14 protein-coding genes are annotated in these 18,201 nt (G+C 55.4%); 7 read left to right on the forward strand and 7 right to left on the reverse strand.

The features are described 5' to 3' along the window. The first annotated feature begins 206 nt into the window (after window positions 1-206). Together VF399_08980 and VF399_08985 are read left to right on the forward strand one after the other, a co-directional pair. Entirely contained in the window at window positions 207-3,764 is a 3,558-nt protein-coding gene (locus tag VF399_08980) for an FAD-dependent oxidoreductase (protein HEX7320472.1), read from the forward strand. Further along, the gene (locus VF399_08985; GenBank protein ID HEX7320473.1) at window positions 3,761-4,918 is read left to right on the forward strand and encodes an FAD-binding oxidoreductase; all 1,158 of its coding nucleotides are present in this window, start codon (window positions 3,761-3,763) and stop codon (window positions 4,916-4,918) included. Before VF399_08980 ends, VF399_08985 begins: the two co-directional genes overlap by 4 nt. A gap of 45 nt (window positions 4,919-4,963) precedes the next feature. Here the strand turns inward: VF399_08985 and purQ are convergent, their stop codons facing one another. The 5 genes from purQ to VF399_09010 form a co-directional block, all read right to left on the reverse strand. After that, window positions 4,964-5,728 (reverse strand): phosphoribosylformylglycinamidine synthase I, encoded by a 765-nt coding sequence (purQ, locus tag VF399_08990; GenBank protein HEX7320474.1) that lies wholly within the window; start codon window positions 5,726-5,728, stop codon window positions 4,964-4,966. After that, on the reverse strand, window positions 5,725-5,925 hold the full coding sequence (locus VF399_08995) for a winged helix-turn-helix domain-containing protein (GenBank protein HEX7320475.1): 201 nt from the start codon (window positions 5,923-5,925) through the stop codon (window positions 5,725-5,727). Before VF399_08995 ends, purQ begins: the two co-directional genes overlap by 4 nt. Before the next feature lie 123 nt (window positions 5,926-6,048). After that, entirely contained in the window at window positions 6,049-6,873 is an 825-nt protein-coding gene (locus VF399_09000; protein HEX7320476.1) for an MBL fold metallo-hydrolase, read from the reverse strand. Further along, window positions 6,870-7,220: a polymer-forming cytoskeletal protein gene (locus VF399_09005; protein ID HEX7320477.1), complete on the reverse strand. Its 351-nt coding sequence runs from the start codon at window positions 7,218-7,220 to the stop codon at window positions 6,870-6,872. Before VF399_09005 ends, VF399_09000 begins: the two co-directional genes overlap by 4 nt. Before the next feature lie 93 nt (window positions 7,221-7,313). Then, on the reverse strand, window positions 7,314-9,014 hold the full coding sequence (locus VF399_09010; protein ID HEX7320478.1) for a M6 family metalloprotease domain-containing protein: 1,701 nt from the start codon (window positions 9,012-9,014) through the stop codon (window positions 7,314-7,316). 528 nt (window positions 9,015-9,542) lie between these two features. Here VF399_09010 and VF399_09015 point away from each other — a divergent pair. The 4 genes from VF399_09015 (at window position 9,543) to VF399_09030 (ending at window position 13,665) form a co-directional block, all read left to right on the forward strand. Next, window positions 9,543-10,112 carry a hypothetical protein gene (locus VF399_09015; GenBank protein ID HEX7320479.1) on the forward strand — a complete coding sequence of 190 codons (570 nt, stop codon included), beginning with the start codon at window positions 9,543-9,545 and terminating at the stop codon, window positions 10,110-10,112. A gap of 12 nt (window positions 10,113-10,124) precedes the next feature. Next, complete coding sequence (locus tag VF399_09020; protein HEX7320480.1) at window positions 10,125-11,486, forward strand: T9SS type A sorting domain-containing protein; 1,362 nt, start codon at window positions 10,125-10,127, stop codon at window positions 11,484-11,486. Window positions 11,487-11,604: 118 nt separating this feature from the next. Further along, window positions 11,605-11,970, forward strand: a complete 366-nt coding sequence (locus VF399_09025; protein ID HEX7320481.1) for a VOC family protein — start codon at window positions 11,605-11,607, stop codon at window positions 11,968-11,970. Window positions 11,971-12,042: 72 nt separating this feature from the next. Continuing rightward, entirely contained in the window at window positions 12,043-13,665 is a 1,623-nt protein-coding gene (locus tag VF399_09030) for a S8 family peptidase (protein ID HEX7320482.1), read from the forward strand. A 15-nt stretch (window positions 13,666-13,680) separates the two neighbouring features. Here the strand turns inward: VF399_09030 and VF399_09035 are convergent, their stop codons facing one another. Together VF399_09035 and VF399_09040 are read right to left on the reverse strand one after the other, a co-directional pair. Next, window positions 13,681-16,722, reverse strand: coding sequence for a tetratricopeptide repeat protein (locus VF399_09035; protein ID HEX7320483.1), 3,042 nt, complete (start codon window positions 16,720-16,722; stop codon window positions 13,681-13,683). Between the two features lie 67 nt (window positions 16,723-16,789). Beyond that, entirely contained in the window at window positions 16,790-17,599 is an 810-nt protein-coding gene (locus tag VF399_09040) for a hypothetical protein (GenBank protein ID HEX7320484.1), read from the reverse strand. Window positions 17,600-17,844: 245 nt separating this feature from the next. On the opposite strand from VF399_09040, the gene VF399_09045 reads away from it, so the two are divergent. After that, window positions 17,845-18,195: a hypothetical protein gene (locus VF399_09045; protein ID HEX7320485.1), complete on the forward strand. Its 351-nt coding sequence runs from the start codon at window positions 17,845-17,847 to the stop codon at window positions 18,193-18,195. Window positions 18,196-18,201 lie beyond the last annotated feature (6 nt).

An 18,201-nucleotide genomic window follows, 5' to 3' on the forward strand; every position in this document is an offset into this window, starting at 1 on the left:
ACTGTTCTTCGTTTCAAAAAAAGCACGTAATTATAACCATTTGCCCGGGACTGTCAAGCTGACCGATTACAGAGCTCTAATGAAATGCACTCGACACCACGATCCCCGGGTAATCAATTGACAAATCCCCTGCAATATATATACTAAGGGCACAATTTATTATGGACTCTCGATGAGAAAAAACATTATCCCTGGAGATCAAAGGCATGAGCCGCGTTGAAGAGCATCCGATCCTGCGGATACCGGATCCTGATCCCGTGACGTTCTACTTCGCCGGACGACCTTTGACCGCGCGCCGCGGTGAGGTCATATCCAGCGCGCTATTTGCGCACGGCATCCGCATCTTTGGGACGCATCCCCATGACCGCTCGCCCCAGGGTATTTTTTGCGCGAACGGGCAGTGCGCCCAGTGCCTGGTCATAGCCGACGGCCTGCCGGTCAAAGCCTGCATGGTCCCGGTGCGCGAAGACATGAAGGTCTATCCGCTGCCGGGTTACCCGGAACTGCCCGCAGTGCCGAGAAAAGACATCACTTTCACCGATATCCAGGAGGTCGCCTGCGACCTGCTCATCGTCGGCGCCGGCCCCGCGGGCATGGGCGCTGCCCTGGAAGCGGCTGATGCCGGGCTTTCGGTGTTGCTGGTCGATGACAAGCAGACCCTGGGCGGTAAACTGGTTCTCCAGACGCATCTGTTTTTTGGCGCGGCGAACGAGTGCTACGCGGGTACGCGCGGCGTCGAGATCGCCGGCATCCTGGCGCGGGAGATCGCGCAGCGCCCGAATATTAAGGTCATGACCGACTCCATGGCCGTGGGTGTTTTTACCGACGGCAAGGTCGGCATCGTTTCCGGCGCCAGATACCAGCTGGTGACGCCCAAGAGCCTCCTGGTCGCCGCGGGCGCCCGCGAAAAAGCGATAATTTTTCCGGGCTGCGACCGGCCGGGTGTTTACGGCGCTGGCGCTTTCCAGACCTTGCTCAACCGCGACCTGGTCAGACCATCAGAGAGACTTTTTATCGTGGGTGGCGGCAATGTCGGTTTGATCGCGGCCTACCACGCGCTCCAGGCCGGCATCACCGTGGTCGGGCTGTGCGAAGCCCTGCCCGATGTCGGCGGCTACTGGGTCCATGCCGACAAGATCCGCCGCCTGGGCGTGCCCATATACACATCCACCAGTATCGTCGGGGCGAGCGGCAAAGACAGCGTTGAATCAGTGACCGTCGCCCGGGTCGACGAGAAATGGAACATCATCCCCGGCACATATCAGACCTACGCTTGTGACACTCTCCTCATCGCGGTCGGACTGGAAAGGGTATGTGAACTGCACGATATGGCAGTGGCGGCGGGCATGGATGCCCATCTTGCCGGTGACGCCGAAGAGATCGCCGAAGCATCGGCCGCGATGTTTTCCGGCCGGCTGGCCGGCCGGCGCATCGCCGGGAAACAGGGTAAGAAAACGTCGGTCCCCGGGCACTGGGAGGAGTTGACATCGATCCTTAAATCCAAGCCGGGCCGTGAAGATCTGCCGGTCTTAGTCCAGGGTGAAAACGCCCGGATCTTCCCGGTGTTAGGCTGTCTTGAATCGATCCCCTGCAACCCCTGCGCAGAAGTCTGCCCCCAGCAGGCCCTGAGTATACCGGAATCAGGCGGGATATTGCCCCGCGCCGACTTTGACGGGACCTGCACCGGCTGCACGAAATGCGTCACGGCGTGCCCGGGCCTGGCGATCACGCTCGTGGACATGACGCCGCGCGCGTCGGGCAAAGCCAGAGTGACCATCCCGTTCGAGCTTCCCATTTCATTCAAACCTGGCGACATTGTGCCGGTGAGCGGCTGGAAAGGCGAAGACCAGGGGACGGGCAGGGTCCTTGAGATCTTTGACCGTCTTGGCCATTCGCCCTGCCGGATCGCCTGTCCGGCCGACGTCCGTGCCCAGGGTTATATTCAATTCATCCGCCAGGATCAATACGAAGAAGCGATCCAGCTCTTGCGCCGCGACCTGCCGCTACCCGGCGTGTGCGGCCGTGTCTGCTATCATCCCTGTGAAACAGAATGCGTGCGCAAGGATGTTGACGAACCCGTCGCTATCTGCGGATTGAAGCGGTTCGTCGCGGACTGGGCGCGCGAGCATTCGGTGCCCATCCAACCGCAGCCCGTGACCAAGAAAGAAAAAATCGCCGTTGTCGGTTCGGGCCCGGCCGGTTTGGCCTGTGCCAATGAATTATCGTACCGGGGTTACGCGGTGACCGTGTATGAAGAAAAGGATAAGGCCGGCGGACTGCTGCGATGGGGCATCCCCGCATACCGGCTCCCTGAAAATATTCTCGACTATGAACTGAACTTGCTGGTCCAGCAGGGCATTGCCATAAAATTAAGCACGCGGGTTGCGGATGCCCAAAAACTCATGGCTGACGGTTATTCAGCCGTATTCCTGGCCCCGGGGGCTTTAAAAGCCATGCCTGCCGGGATCCCCGGCGAAGATCTGGAAGGCGTTCATGACATGCTTACTTTCCTGGAACAGGTTAAATCCGGCGCGATCAAGCGGCTCAGCGGCACGGTTTGCGTGATCGGGGGCGGAAACTCGGCGCTGGATTCGGCTCAGACCGCTTTGCGGCTGGGGGCCAGCGACGTGCGTATCCTCTACCGCCGTTCCCGCGAACAGATGCCCGCCCATGACCGGGAAGTGGACCAGGCGCTGGCCGAAGGCGTCGGCATTGATTTCCTGGTGGCGCCGGAATCGATCACCGGCGAAGCGGGCAAGGTCAAAGCGATCGAGCTCATCCGCATGAAACTTGGTGAACCGGATGCGTCCGGCCGCGCCCGGCCCGTGCCCATTCCCGGATCCAAATTCACGCTCAAGGCCGATCATGTGATACTGGCGATCGGGCAGCAGCCGGCCTTTGACGGACTGGCAAAGGGGCTGATCCTGACCAAGTGGGGCACGATCCAGGCTGATGACAAGACGCAGGCAACCACTTGTCCTGGCGTATTCGCCGGCGGCGATGCCGTGACCGGAGCATCCACAGTCGTGTCCGCGTTCGGCGCGGGTAAACGGGCGGCCGAATCGATCGATCTTTTCCTGCGCGGCCTTGATCAATCAACAACACGGCATGAGATTGCGGCCAAATCGCCTGCCTGCTGGAGCTCGTCGGTGAAAAAAGCAGCTCGGGCGGTCCCCGATGAACTGCCGCCGCGTCAGCGCAGTCAGAATTTTGATGAAACCGTCCGTGTTTTGAGCGAGGAAGCGGCCCAGCAGGAAGCAGCGCGTTGCCTGGGCTGCGGCGCCCTGAGCGAGTGCCTTCCCGGAACCACGTACTGCGAGCGCAACAGCGGCCTCGAGCAGACAAGCCCGATCCTGGATCACGCCCGCCTTGTCATCCTGGAGGTCGATCCCGGCATCGCTGCCATGGTTGCCAGCATCCGCGTTCAGGACCAAGCGGTCGCGAAACCGATCGCGACCGTCATTCCACCGGCCAGCCACGATGATGTGATCCTCTGCCGGTGCGAACGCGTAACGGTCGGCGAGGTGCGCCGCTTCATCCGTCAGGGTGTCACGGACATGAATCAGTTAAAAGCCCTGCTCCATATCGGCATGGGCGCCTGCGGCAGTAAAACATGCGGACCGCTTATTCATGCGCTTTTCCGGCGCGAGGGCATAGCCAGGACGATGATAACGCCTTTCGTACCAAGGCCTCTGACCACTGAAGTCCCAATGGGATATTTTGCCGGCACTGGCAACCTTAACGTCAAGAAAGAGAAACCGTGAGTAAAACGACTTTCGATCTCATCATCATCGGCGCCGGATCGATCGGCGTGCCGACAGCGTTGAACGCACGGCGGCAGGGTCTGAGCGTGCTGGTTCTGGACCGGCTTGCCTCTCCTGGTCAGGGTGAGAACAAAAGCGCGATCGGCGGCATCCGTGCGACCCATTCAGATCCGGCAAAGATCCGCATCTGCCTTCGTTCACTGGAGGTCTTCCGCGAGTGGCATGATAAGGAAGGCAGCGATCTGGGATGGCAACAGGGCGGTTATCTCTTCCCCATTTACCGCGAGCCCGATGAAAAGACCATGAAATCCCTGCTCGAGATCCAGCACAACCACGGTCTTAACATCGACTGGATCAGCCCTGCGCAAGTCAAGGATCTCGTGCCCGGCATCAACGAAGAAGGACTCCGGGGCGGCACCTATTCGCCGGAAGACGGCAATCTATCACCGCTCCTGACAGTCAACGCTTTTTATTTCGCCGCGCTTGCCGGCGGGGTTGAATTCCATTTCCACGAAGCGGTTCGCAGCGTTGTCGTCGAAAACGAGCGTGTTACCCGGGTGATCACGGACACCAATAAATACGCCTGCAAGTTCGTGCTCAATGCCGCGGGCATCGGCGCCGTCGAGATCGGCCGCATGGTCGGCCTTGACCTTCCGATCTTCCCGGACTCACACGAAGCCGGCATTACCGAACCGGTCGCCCGGCTCTTTAACCCGCTGGTCGTGGACATCCGTCCTACCCCGGGCGGCAAGAACTGTTACTTCTATCATAATTCGGCCAACCGCATAGTCTTCTGCCTTACCCCTGATCCTCTGTACCCCGGCACCGACCACCGGTCCCATTCCAGTTTCCTGCCCATCGTCACCCGCAAGATGATCGATCTCCTGCCGCGGCTTTCCAATATCAGGATCAGGCGGGTATGGCGCGGCTGTTATCCTCAGACGCCGGACGGCATGCCCGTCGTGGGTGAGGCGCTGCAGGCGCGTGGTTATTTTTATGCGGTGGGGTTATGCGGCCAGGGCTTGATGCTGGGACCAGGCCTTGCTCAGGACCTGGTAAGTCTCATGTCAACGGGCAAACCGATCACCGAGGACGCTGCCTGGAGATCATTGAGTTTGCAGCGAAGTTTCAAGACCACCGAATCACTGAAATAATTTCTTCCCCTGCTGAAAAGCACTGCCGGATCAAAATCCGATCGATCAACTGAAGTATTGGACTGCGTTTGAGAAAATATGGAACCCGTCACCCAGCCGGTCGGTCTTTTGACGGGTGTGGTTGGGGTGCTGCAGATAAGAAATATGGCGCTCGGGATGGGGCATAAGCCCGAGGATCCTCCCCGAAGTGTCCGTGATGCCGGCGATATCCAGCATTGAGCCATTGGGGTTGTCGGGATAGCCGGCCGGTTCTCCGTTTTCGGCCACATACTGTAAAACGATATGGTCACGGATCCGTTTCAGCATTGCCTTGTTCCTGACCACGAATTTGCCTTCGGCATGCGCCACGGGCATGGTGATGATCGGCTTGAGGTCCTTCGTGAACACGCATTTATTCTTCAAGACCCGCATGTGTACCCACCGGTCTTCGAAGCGTTCCGAATCATTGGTTATGAGACTGACGCGCTGGGGTTCAAAATAGTGCTTGAACGCGGGCAGGATCCCGCATTTCACCAAAAGCTGGAAACCATTGCATATGCCCAGGATCAAGTTACCCCGTTCGATAAATGTCAGGACCTTGTCACGGAGCTTGCATTTTATCTCATTGGCAAGTATTTTGCCCGCCGAAATATCATCCCCATACGTAAACCCGCCGGGGAAAACCAGTATCTGGTAGTTCCGGATCGACCGTGTCTTGACCTCATCGATGTACATGCGCCTGGTCAGAGCGCCGGCCGCGGCAAACGCATGCTCGGTCTCAAGATCGCAATTCGTGCCGGCGGCCCGTACGATCAAAACGTTTGGTTTCATTCTTTAAGGGATACCCGGATCGTTCTCTTTTCGATACTGATGCTGACTTTGTTTTCCCGGGCCAGCCAGCCCAATCCCAGGTAGAACAGGTTGACCGGCAACCCGGTTTTGCGCTGCAGTTTGGTGATCACCATGTCGCCTTCCGCCCGCAGCTTTTTCCAAATATCACCGGCAGCATTGCCGATTTTAACTATCATCAAACCTCCTCTTAAGTCCTGGCCGGAATTAAATAGCAATCAAGATGCTCTTTATCTTTATTTTTCTTCATCCGCCCTTAATGTGCAATAATGTTTGAGAGAAAGCGAGTAATTAAAAAGACCTTAACTGAGATCGAATTCCATGCCCTCGCGCGCCGCTTCGATCTTCAGCTGAGGATAGGCACGGCTGCAAGTCGCTACAATATCATCGATGAATTCATCGTTGCTGAACGGGTCATGGTGAGTGAAGACCACATGCTTGACGCTGCTTTCCTGAGCCAGCTGCATGACCTGCGAAAAGGTCGAATGTCCCCATCCGATCTTGGTCTTGTAGATCTCGTCGGTGTACTGGGCGTCATGGATAAGGACATCGGCCTTCTTGACGAAATCCGCGAATTTCCTGAACCGACCCTTGATGTTCCCGTGCATGATCTCGTTGTCCGTAAGGAACACCAGGCATTTACCGTTCTCCGTGAACTTCAAGCCCTTCGTGAAATTCGGATGGTTATTGGTGATCGTCTCGACCAGCAGAGAACCGACCCGCACTTTGTTTTTCAGCTGCTTGAAATCAAACCGGGCTGGCATGTCGCTGATCGATATGGTCGGGAAATACGGGCGCGTCATCTGATAGGACAGCGCTTTTCTCACGTCCGCTTCCATGGATGGGCCGTAAATGAAAAGCGTTGTGTTCTTGAAATAAGCCGGTCCGAAAAAAGGGAACCCCTGGATATGGTCCCAGTGATAATGAGTGAACAGCAATATTATCTCCTGCTTTTTGTTTTTTATCAACTGTCCGCCGACTTCGCGGATACCGCTGCCCGCATCGATGACGACCGGGTCACCGGCATCGTTCTCTACGTAAAGACAGGTCGTGTTGCCACCGTACTTTACATAACCGCGACCGGATACCGGGATCGAACCGCGGGCGCCGTAGAGTTTCACTCTCATTTATTGGTGTCCTTGGTTTTTTGCGACATGCGGCAGTTGCCTTCGAAAAACACTCCGTTCTGGATGACCAGGCCTTTGCACACCACATCGCCCAGCATCTCGGCGCCGGATTGGAATTCAAGCATGTCCTGGGCTTCGATATTGCCTTCGATCTTACCGCCGACGATCGCCGCCTTGCAGCTGATATTGCCCTTCACAAGCGCGCCACGGCCGATGATCGCGCCTTCCTTCACGACCAGGTTCCCTTCGATCGAACCATCAATCTTAACCGAACCGCTGGATCTGAAATCACCGTTTATGGTCGTGTCCTTGCCGACCACGCTGTCGATCTTGCCTTCAATATCCATATATCCGTCCTCCTTCGAGACCCACTGAATTGTTATTATAGTTAAAAAGCGTTTTCTGTCAAGTCAAAAGTGCTGTCTTTCCCGGTCCTTATTTTATCTTGCCAGCACCGCTTCTCCGGTGACAGAGCCCGAGTTGGTCTCGACCCTGATAAAATAGACACCCTCAGGCACCCTGGCGCCCAGATCATCCCTGCCGTCCCAGGTAATGGTCGCAGGTAGTAAGGAGCAGGCAGTAGGTAGAGAAAACGTTTTTACCAGGCGACCTGCCGCATCAAAGATTTTGATGTAGGGCAAACCTTCGGGTTTGCTTTTTTGTGCAAGGCTAAAGCCCCGCTGTGCGGGATCATGACCTTGCCCTGCAGGACTGCTTACTACATACTTAATCACTATCTGTCCAGAGAACGGATTCGGGCTTACCGACATCTGCCCGGTCCGGGCCAGCTGGTCGAATTTCTGCTGTTCCTCTGCTCCGGTCGTGTTTATAAGCACGTCGCACTGCACCGTGTCGCCCAGCAGGACGATGTTGCGCACGATGACATTGGTCGCGGTGCCATTGTTGTCACGGCTTGAGGGGTAGCTGTAGGTGTCGAACAGCACGTTACCGCTGTCACCGGGATAGGGATCACCAGAGTCACCGAGTTCGTGCCAATAATAATGCGGGTCAGGCCGGTATCCAAAACCGTTGTCCAGATCATCGCAGCCGTCGGCTTCTTCAATGTCGAGAATATCATCATAAGAACCATACCGCGGGTCAATGTGCCACAGCAAAAGCCCGCGTCCCGGCAGCGGTGTGTCAAATCCCTTGTTCTGCCGGTTCTCCAGGATGAAAAAAGTATCATTGACCGCGCCGTTGCGCCATACGCGGTAAGCGGCGGCATGGGTCTCCAGGTCAAGGATCTTCAGGCCAAAGGTGTTGCTGGTAATGGGCGTGATCGTGAGCCAGTTGACCTCGCTCTTTGACCATGCTTCGCAGTGCGATGGGCTCCACGGCGTATTGCCGCCGGCGCCCCATGCGCCATAACCCATCAGTCCCCAGTATCCGATCCCCCAGGTATTGCGCGAACCGTCATAACAGTCGGGCAGGCCGATCACGTGCCCGAGCTCGTGGCACATCACGGCGATGCAGCACAGGGTGGTATCCAGGCTGGCCGTCACCAGATTGATCTCGGGGACGTTCGTCGCGCCGTCAATGATAACGCCGTCGTTGGTCGAATAACTGAACCAGGGAATGGCGTGAGACCAGCAGTGATTGATATTTCCGGTGTCTTCCCCGCCCGGTCCCGCGTGCACCACGAACACGCCGTCGATGTGACCGTCATTATTGATGTCATACTGGGAAAAATCAACCGTGGCGTCCACCAGGGCGACCGCGTCCGACGCCAGCTCATAGCCGGTACTCAGCATATAGTAGCCGTCGTAGTAATAGCTGTAGGGGTGGCTTGACATGTGCCAGCGGTTCCCGGCGATGCCGCCCGTCACATTGCACGTATTGTACGAATTTTCGAGGAAAAAATCATTCAGGCTGCCGGCTCGGTATTGCCCGTTGTAAATGCCCGTGGAATAGAACATGCTATCAAACCGCGCGGGCCGGCGGTCGACCGTATCGGCCCGGTTATCGGTGAACTGCACGAGAATAGCCACGGTCTCGACCGTGTAGTCTCTGAGATTCTTGGCATGCGCGCGCGCCGGTCCGACTATGCACGATGCCGGACCGCGCTGGCCCGGTTTCGGCGGCATGGCGACAACCAGCGAAACAGCGGCCATCAGGATCAAACAGCGATTGAATATTTTCATAAAGTCTCCTTTCTTAAAACAGTAGCTGCGTTTTACTGACAAGGATAGCCATTTATTCACGCATTGTCAACACTGCGCTGGGGTCGCGTTATCTTTAGCCTTAAGTCCTGAGAGCATGCTCAAAGCAGACCTTGACAAACAGCGATATGTCAATATAATCGCTATGTTATCCTATAAAAGGGTAACAAATATTTAAACTGAACGGGTGATCAATTTTTGGTCCGCGGTTGTGTATATTCAACAGCCAGGCGGTAAACGCCTCTGGGAAAACTGTAGCTTCTGACCTCCCTGTCATTTTCCCGGATCGCGGAATATGGGCAGGTGCCTCCTTGCCTGCCCATATTCCACTGCCGTTTTGGACCGCGCGCATGTGGGGGCATTTTGGTTGTTGACAAAAAGTTAATTCATGATATACTTAAATGTTATCCTGCAAACGAGTAACATTGCAGGAAAAATATTACGCGTTTAGAAAGGAGGAGTAGATTAATTTAAAGATGGTTATTTTTGCGATGAAAGGAGGAGGATAATATGCAGAAAACAACATTCATGTGCGCGATTCTCTTGGCTTTCAGTTATTCCAGCGTGCTTTTGACCAACGGCAATTTTGAACAGGACCTTACGGTCGGCTGGACCGCGGTCAGTTCCTGGGCGTACGATTCGATCAATCGCGGCGCGACCTACGAATCAGATCCCGACTATGAGGTCCTTGTGCTCAAGGATTCGATTTACTGCGGCGGCATGACGAAACTAGACCAGACCGTTGATATCCCGACGACCGACCTGACCTTTTCGGTCAAGGCGATGTTCCATGCGTATGAGAACATGGCCGATGAGCTGTTATGGGCGGGCGCGGCCGTTGATATCAATTATCTGGACGCAGCCGGGACCGTGCTGGGCAAAACGCGAATCAACCGCATGACCGACCACTGTCCGTGGACGAGTTCGTCGACCCTGCATTTGATCAACGCTGTCAATGAGAACTGGAACACATATTCTTTCAACATAAGCGCCGAGCTCGCCAACCTGCCGGGCGTCAGCCCCACGCAGGTCAAGAAGATCTCGGTCGTTTGCTTTGACTCAACCAACCATTCGTGCTGAACGGCCCGTGAAGTGGCGAAGGTCTTCGCCGACGGTTTTGTGCTTAACTATGCGGGCACGCAAAAATATCTCACGCTGAAAAAAACACGGGTCGATGATGCATCGGGCAACAACAACGGTATAATGGATCCTGGTGAGACCGTCAACCTGACGGCGTTCCTCAAAAATATCGGGGGCACTGCTTTCACGAACCTGGCGACTACGCTGTCGGAAACCTCTCCTTATATAACGGTCACGCACAACCACGGCAGTTTCGGCGCCCTGGCCGTCGATTCGACGAAGGAGAACTCCGGCGATCCATATATTCTGCAGGTCGCGTCCGGCGCGCCCATGGGCACTCCGGTCAATTTCCGGATCATCGCGACCGAGACAGGATTTGCCGACACCTTTGATATTATACTGCCGATCGGTAAGTACCATTACTACGTCTGGAACCCGGACCCCACGCCTTCATCCGGAGTGATCATAGACAGTCTTTTGAAGGTCCTGGGATACAGCGGCACGATAAACACGTCGCTGCCTGCCCTGCGCGGCACGCTTGACATGTACCTGGCTGTGTTCGTTTGCGCTGGGATCTATCCCAACAATAAGGTGATCGGCGCTACCAGCGCTGATGCCACGACATTGGTGGATTATCTGAGCGCGAGTGGCAGGATGTATATCGAAGGCGGCGATATTTGGTACTATGATCCGATGGTCGGCGGTTATAATTTCTGCTCGCTGTTCGGCCTGAACGCGGACGCTGACGGCACGAGCGACCTGGGACCCTTGGCCGGCCAAGCCGGTACCTTTACCAGGAACATGAGCTTTGACTACACCGGTGAGAACAGTTTCATGGATCATATCAGTCCCGCCGCCGCCGGTTCTTTCCTTATCTTCACTGACACGGACAGCGCCACCTATAACTGCGGGGTCGCGCAGAACAGCGGGCTTTACCGCACCGTGGCAACTTCCTTCGAGCTGGGCGGTTTAGTGGACGGCGCGGGCAATTATAACCTGCGCAAGACACTGGTCGATTCCATCATGAAATTCTTCGGCGCGGAGATCATTGGCATTGATGAAAGTTATACCAATACCGGCGCATCTGACAAGCCGCTCCTATCGGTCGCGCCGAATCCGTTCCGCGGTAAAACGACTATACACTATGCACTAAGCAGTATGCACCATGCAGTGCCTGCTATCCGTATCTACGACGCGGCCGGCCGCTGTGTAAAGATCTTTTCACTATCTGCTGCTTGCTCCTTACTGCCTGCTGCCGTAATCTGGAACGGCACTGACGATCTGGGACGCTCAGTCTCCCCTGGTATCTACTTTATTAGGCTCGATACTCCTTCGCCGGGCGCCCGGGCAGAAAAGGTCATATTGCTGCCGTAGCAATCATTGTGCCGCATAAAAGGCGGGGCTTTTGCCCCGCCTTTTTGTTATTGATTTTTGACCCGTTTTGTGGTATAGTCTGGCGTCGTAGGGAAGAAAGTAAGCAAAAGGAGCAGCCATGTCAAACAACCCTGTCGTCTTCTGGGAATTGGCATCGCATGATGCCGAGAAGTCGGTAAAATTTTTTAGAAATGTCTTCAACTGGAACCTTAAGTACTATGACAAGGTCGGCATTTACGAGATCGCGGCGGACGACCCCCAGGCCTTCAGCGGCGGCGGTATTTTCACGCTCAAGAAAGCGCGGCTGCCGTTCCTGACCATCTATATCAAGGTGACGAACATCGAAGAGATGGCGCGTCGCATCCAGCAGTTCGGCGGCCAGATCATCGAACCCGTGCACGAGATACCCGGCGGCGCCCGTATTTGCCTTTTCAATGAGCCGTCTGGCGTGACCTTTGCCGTGATCCAGCATCCGGGAGGATAACTCCGGACCATTGACACCTCAATATTATCGTCGTATAATATATCATCAATATCGGTATTTAAAGGAGGCGTTATGATCACAATATTATTTCTGCTGGCATTCAATTCTACCCTTTTTATTACCGGAAAGGTCACGCCGGAACTGGCGCGCGTGCTGGATCAAAACCCGGCGAGTGCGAAAATCTCCGTCATCGTCCACATGGGAGAACAATACCCGGACCTTAGCACGACAAATAAACCTGTGAGCGAACGAGCCCGGATCTTAAAGCAGATCGCCGCGACCAGCCAGGCGCCTTTGATCACCTATCTATCGCAATGCGATGACAAGGTTTCCGATATCAAGCGGTTTTGGATATTCAATGGTTTTCACATGAAGGCGACAGCGCGCGTCATCGAAGAGCTGGCCGGTCGCGATGACGTGTGGTTCATCTCCCCTGATGCCGCGATCCAACTCCCGGCGGACGAAAAAACAAGCGGCAGCGGCGCAGTCGAGGCGATCGAATGGAACATCTTGAAGGTCATGGCCGATTCATGCTGGGTCGCGGGGTTCACGGGCGACAGTGTCCTCATTGGGCACTTAGACACCGGCGTAGATTTTACGCATCCTGCCCTTGCCGGAAAATTCAGCGGCTGGTGGCGCGACTTCATCAATGGTCTGCCTGATCCCTATGATGACCAGGGACACGGCACGTATGTGGCCGGTGTATTGTGCGGTGGTGATGGTCTTGGCCCATTTACCGACGATATCGGCGTTGCACCAGGAGCACAACTGGTCGTGGCAAAGATCTTTGATGCAGGCGGTGGCGGCTCGTATGAAGACATTGACAGTGGCATGCAGTGGCTCGCCGACCTGAAAGCCGACTCGGGCGTGAATATCCGCGCGGTTACTAACTCATGGGGAACGATGACCGCTACCGAGCTTCACTGGTGGACTTTCTGCGCGGCCTGGAAATCCCTGGAGATGCTGCCGGTTTTCGCAGTGGGTGGATATGGTCCGGGAGCCGGCACAGCCGGTGTTCCGGCCAATTATCCTCTATGCCTTGGCGTCGGCTCGACCGATAACAGCGACAATATCGCCAGTTTTTCCAGCCGCGGTCCGGCGCCCGACATGGACCCCTGGAATGACATGCTCAACTGGTACCGCCCTGATTGGAATTTGATCAAACCCGACATTTCCGCGCCGGGCATTAACATCCGCACATGCGGTCCGGGCGGCGGCTATTTAGTATTGAGTGGAACCTCATTTTCCACTCCCCACGTGGCCGGCGCTGCCGCGATCCTCTGCGAGGTAAACCCCGCGATCAGCATCACGCATCTCTACAATTGCCTGCTCGACAACGCCGACCATCCGTCACAGGGTGCGCCCTATCCGAACAACAACTACGGTTGGGGCCGGTTGAATGTCTGGAACGCGTTCCAGGCGATCAATAGCATCCAGGAGAAACCGGCGGCGGTCGCAGACACCCGCGGCACTGTTCTGGTATATCCCAGCCCGGCGCGCAGCGAGCTGTTCATCAAGGCCCCGGCAACATCGCGCATCACCGGTATTTACAGCGCGGGTGGTTTTCTGATAAAGGATATCCGGACGAGACGCGACAGGATCCGTCTCGACGGTCTGCCTGCAGGTATATACTTTTTGAAATTTGAAAATGAACAGGACCGCGCGGTATTTAAAAAGATCACGGTCATAAAATAGTTTTTAAGGGATAATTCAAATGTTCTGAGGCGATGACGCTTTCTTGCATTCGTTGAGTATTTTGCCCACGACCAGATCCAGGTTTTTGCCCGCAGCATCCGGTTTCGTGATACCCTTGGAAGCCATTTCATCAATGATCTTCTGTGCTTCTTTCTTGGTCTCGAAGTTTAAAACCGGTGCGCCGGTAACCTGCATGCACAGTTCCAGGGCGTCCGCGGTCCTGCCTTCCTGGCAATAGGCCCTGGCCATGGTCAGGAGAAGATCATAGACTATTGGTTTATGGTCCTTATAAAAAGAGATCTCCAGGGCCTCCCCGACATAAACTTTCGCCTTCTGAAGATCCCCTTGTTTTAATGCAATGACCGCCATCTCGTTGCGGCCCATTTCTATCAGCCACGCATCACCGATCTCCAGAGCCATGCCCAGCGATTCTTCCTGTAGTTCCCGGGCGCGCTCAAGGTCGCTGGTCCGCTCAGCGACTGCCGCCAGATTCGAGAGGCCGGCGGCAATTCCTGATTTGTAGCCGATTTTCTTTTCAATGCTCAGGGCTTCTTCAAAAACCGCGCGCGCTTTGTCATAGTTGGCGTGACACATCTCAATGATACCAATGTTGCCGAGTGCCGCCGCCACACCCCGGATATTGCCCATTTCCTTAAAGAGCACCAGGCATTCTTCATAGTATTTTTTTGCCTGGTCATAATCGCCCTGCAGCGCAAAAATATTTGCGACGTTGTTCATCGCACGACCGATACCCATTTTGTTGTTCAGCCGCCGGCTTACCTCCAGGCTTTCCAGGTAATGGCGCTTTGCCGATTCATAATCGCCGGCTCCATGAGCGGTCATACCGAGGACGTTGAGCGTCATCGCGATCCCATACTCGTTTTTCAGGGACTGCCAAAGGGACAGGCCCTGGGTTGCCAGCTGCGTCGATTTTTCGTATTCACCCAAAGATTCGCAGATATACGCCATACGGTCAAGCCCGGTAGCGGTGCCAAAGGTATCGTTCAATTCACGGCAGAAACTCATGCTTTCTTCATAGCATTTTCTTGCTTCCTCGATGCGTCCGGCGTACCTTATGGCATCACCAAGATCGATCAGGGTCCGGGCGGTCTCCAGGGGGAGCTTCAGTGTTCTGAAGATACGCAGGCTTTTTTCCAGGACCAGCGACGCCGCGTTCATATTACCGGTATGCATCATCAGCGCTCCCTGTTCGCGCAATAAGCGGCCGTACATTTGAGTGTCCTGGTGCCGGACCAGCTTTTCGACCGCGTACAGCACGACCTCGATCCCTTCCTTGTGAAAACCCTGTTTCCGGTAGAAAATGAACAGGTTCGGGATCGCGTCGCGCACCAGTTCCTCCTTATCGTGGTCAACACCCCATTTCCAGGCCGCTCGAATGTTCTCGATATCCATGGCGATGGCTTGCTCCTGCGGGACCGTGATGTCGCCGTGCACGCTTTTGTTCATCAGGGCGACGGAACCAAGATAGTATTCGCAGTGAGCGCTATTCATGCGCGTCAGCTCCTTCGACTGCTCGGTGAGCCGCTCCAGCGTGTAATTCCTGATGGTCTTGAGCAGCTCGTAACGGCCTTTTTCGGTCTTCCGCAACAATGATTTGTCTACGAGCGAAGCCAGCGTGCCCAGTGAAGCGACGGCGATCTTCTCGGCGGCCGCGCGCGTAAAATCGCGCTGGAACACCGACAGCCGCATGAGCGTATCCCTTTCCTGCTCAGTCAACAGGTTCCAGGAATAATCGAAGATGGCGCGCAGGCTGCGGTGTCGTTCCGGCATGTCGCGCTGGCTGGTAGCGAGAAAATCCATGTTCTTCTCAATTTCCTGCAGTATTTCCTTGACCGAAAGACAGCGGATCCAGGCGGCCGCCAGTTCGATCCCGAGCGGCAACCCGCCCACGAGCTGGCAGATGCGCGCGACGTAAGCGCTGTCCTCGTCGGTCAGCCGGTAGGAATGCTGGACGCGCTGCGCGTTATAAACAAAAAGCTGGACCAGGCTATATGTCTCGATTTTCTGCTGGCCGCTTTCCGGCACCGGCATTCCGGAAAGGTTCACCATCCATTCGCCGCGCAGGTTGAGGAGCTCGCGCGAAGTCGTGATTATCTTCACGCGCGGCGCTCCGGCCAGTATCTGTCCCACCAGTTCCGTCCCCTCCATGACGTGCTCAAAATTATCCAGGATCAACAGCATTTCCTTTTCGCGCAAGAAATTCAACAACTGGACCTTTTCGTCCTCGCGGCTGTAGAACGAGAATCGGGTGGCGCTGGCGATCGCCGAAATGAGCGCCGGGATCGTGGTCAACGGGGCCAGCGGCACAAAGAAAACACCGTTGCTGAACCGCTCGATCTGATCGGCGGCCGCCTGCAGGACAAGCCTGGTCTTTCCCATGCCCCCGGGGCCAACGATCGAAATAAGCCGCTTCGCCGGGTCGGTGAGCAGCTCGCAGATCTTATCAAGTTCTTCCTCACGGCCAAAAAAGGGCGTGCTCTGCTGCGGCAGGTTATGGGGATGCGCGGAAAGAGAACGGAGTTCGGGGAAATCATGCTGGCTTAAATCGCCGTGGTCAAGCTGGAATATCTGCTGCGGTTCGCCCAGATCCTTGAGCATATGCATTCCCAGATTCTTCAGCTGGGCCTGGGCCGGCAAGGCTGTAACGTGGGTGACATCGGGCGTCAGGACGATCTGCCCGCCCCAGGCCGCGGCCATCACCCGCGCTGTTTTGTTGACCGCAGGCCCGAAATAATCATTGCCGACCTTCTCGGCATAACCCGCGTGGAGCCCCATGCGGATGCGCAGCATGCCGACATCGGTCCAATTCTCCTGGTTCATTTTTTTCTGGATTTCGAGGGCGCAGGAAAGGGGGTCTCCTTTTTCGAAAACCGCGAATACGCCGTCGCCCGTGTGTTTGACGATGATCCCGCCATGCTGGCTGATCACGGTGTTGATGATCTCGTCATGGCGCGGCAACGCCTTCTTCATTGTTTCGGGATACTGTTCCCACTTTTTCGTGGATCCTTCGATGTCGGTGATCATGAAAACGGGCATGGTGAATTGTACTTAAATTAAAGGCCTTTTCAATACCGGAGCAGGGCTGAACCGCCAGCCTGTCCGATCATTGATCAGAGAGGACCCGGTCCAAGTCGGTATCGAACCGGTCCATCGTGTAGTTTTCCTTCCTGACCCGCAGGTCAAAATAAAGCAGGGTCGCCGCGACGATGCCTAAGGGTTCGATCATGAAACCAGCGATGACGCTCACCACCGGTATGAAATACGTCGCCATCCCCATCGCGAAGATGATCAGGCCCATGACGAACATAATGCCCAAAACCCGCCACCAATTCTTTTTGGTGAGATCAACGGTTCGCGACAGCGACTCCGTGGCCCCGCGGCCCTCCAGCAGGATAACATGGATGATGAATGACCAGCAGAGGCCGAAATAAATGGCAAAGGGGATCCCGATGACCGTCACCGTCATGCCGATGCAAGCCAGGGTGCCCAGCAGTGAAGCGCCCAGTATCGCCCAGAATCTGCTGGTCACCGCGCGGAACGCATCTCCAACGCTGACCTGGCCCCGGATATGACCGGCCACGATCACGATGATCATGCTGTCTATATAGATCCGCGCAATGGCCACCAGTATGATCATGATGAACATCGAAAAAATAAAACTCACGGTCAACGCCAGATTGAATCCGCCGCGGCCCAACGTCTGGCCGGCCGCAAAAAAGATCACCAGGATGGCGATGATCGCCGACAGGCCGAATAGTATCAAGCTCAGGACTATGAGTTTGAAAAAATTGTTGCCGTAGATGGTGAAAGTGTTGCTGATGATAGAACCAAGGGTATGCGGTCCCAGCGTTCCCGCTGGCCGTCCCTGGTCATCAGCCGGCGGACCTGCGTTCGCCTGAGATCTTTGTTCCATGACTTCATTTTAGACATATTCAATGTTGTGTCAACGGCCTATTTATCACCGGCATCTATTTGTTTATCGCTGCGTTGACTTGTGCGTATTACATTAGTTAAATATCACATTGATTTATATAACTGGTTATCCCGTTTAGGGACCGATTGTACCTAATGGAATTATATAAAAAATCGGTACAATCATCCATACTATGTTGTTGACAAAGTATGTGGTTTTGCGTACATTATGGCAAAGGAGAAATCATGAAAAGGATCATATTTGCGGCTTTCCTGCTACTCCTCCTGGTCGCCGCGTGTTCTACCAGCAAGGAAGTCGTTTTGAACCTGGCCAATCCCCAGGATCTGTCCGTATCTTTCAGCGGTTATTACATACTTGAGTCGACCGGAGACAGCGTACCCATGAACGGCGTGACCCCGCGCGATTACGTCCTGGCCCTTGAAAGGGGCGACCAGATAACCGGGAAAACACACAAAGGCGGTTCAGACATGGTCGATACCCTCCTTTTCCGGGTGCTGGTCGATGACGAGGAGGTATTAAGCCAGAAAACCACTCTGCCCTCCCAGGTGATCGAGTTCACCGTCACGGCCCAATGACGGACA

The sequence above is a fragment of the bacterium genome (assembly GCA_036382775.1).
Lineage (GTDB): Bacteria > Hydrothermota > Tepidihabitantia > SM23-42 > JAOAFX01 > DASVHD01.

Excerpts from the sequence above, each read along its gene's own strand:
- VF399_09010 (HEX7320478.1), bottom strand. The coding sequence starts at position 9,014 with ATGAAAATATTCAATCGCTGTTTGATCCTGATGGCCGCTGTTTCGCTG.
- VF399_09015 (HEX7320479.1), top strand. The coding sequence starts at position 9,543 with ATGCAGAAAACAACATTCATGTGCGCGATTCTCTTGGCTTTCAGTTAT.
- VF399_09000 (HEX7320476.1), bottom strand. The coding sequence starts at position 6,873 with ATGAGAGTGAAACTCTACGGCGCCCGCGGTTCGATCCCGGTATCCGGT.
- VF399_08995 (HEX7320475.1), bottom strand. The coding sequence starts at position 5,925 with ATGATAGTTAAAATCGGCAATGCTGCCGGTGATATTTGGAAAAAGCTG.
- VF399_09045 (HEX7320485.1), top strand. The coding sequence starts at position 17,845 with ATGAAAAGGATCATATTTGCGGCTTTCCTGCTACTCCTCCTGGTCGCC.
- VF399_09035 (HEX7320483.1), bottom strand. The coding sequence starts at position 16,722 with ATGCCCGTTTTCATGATCACCGACATCGAAGGATCCACGAAAAAGTGG.
- VF399_09005 (HEX7320477.1), bottom strand. The coding sequence starts at position 7,220 with ATGGATATTGAAGGCAAGATCGACAGCGTGGTCGGCAAGGACACGACC.
- VF399_09025 (HEX7320481.1), top strand. The coding sequence starts at position 11,605 with ATGTCAAACAACCCTGTCGTCTTCTGGGAATTGGCATCGCATGATGCC.
- VF399_08980 (HEX7320472.1), top strand. The coding sequence starts at position 207 with ATGAGCCGCGTTGAAGAGCATCCGATCCTGCGGATACCGGATCCTGAT.
- purQ (HEX7320474.1), bottom strand. The coding sequence starts at position 5,728 with ATGAAACCAAACGTTTTGATCGTACGGGCCGCCGGCACGAATTGCGAT.
- VF399_09040 (HEX7320484.1), bottom strand. The coding sequence starts at position 17,599 with ATGGAACAAAGATCTCAGGCGAACGCAGGTCCGCCGGCTGATGACCAG.
- VF399_09030 (HEX7320482.1), top strand. The coding sequence starts at position 12,043 with ATGATCACAATATTATTTCTGCTGGCATTCAATTCTACCCTTTTTATT.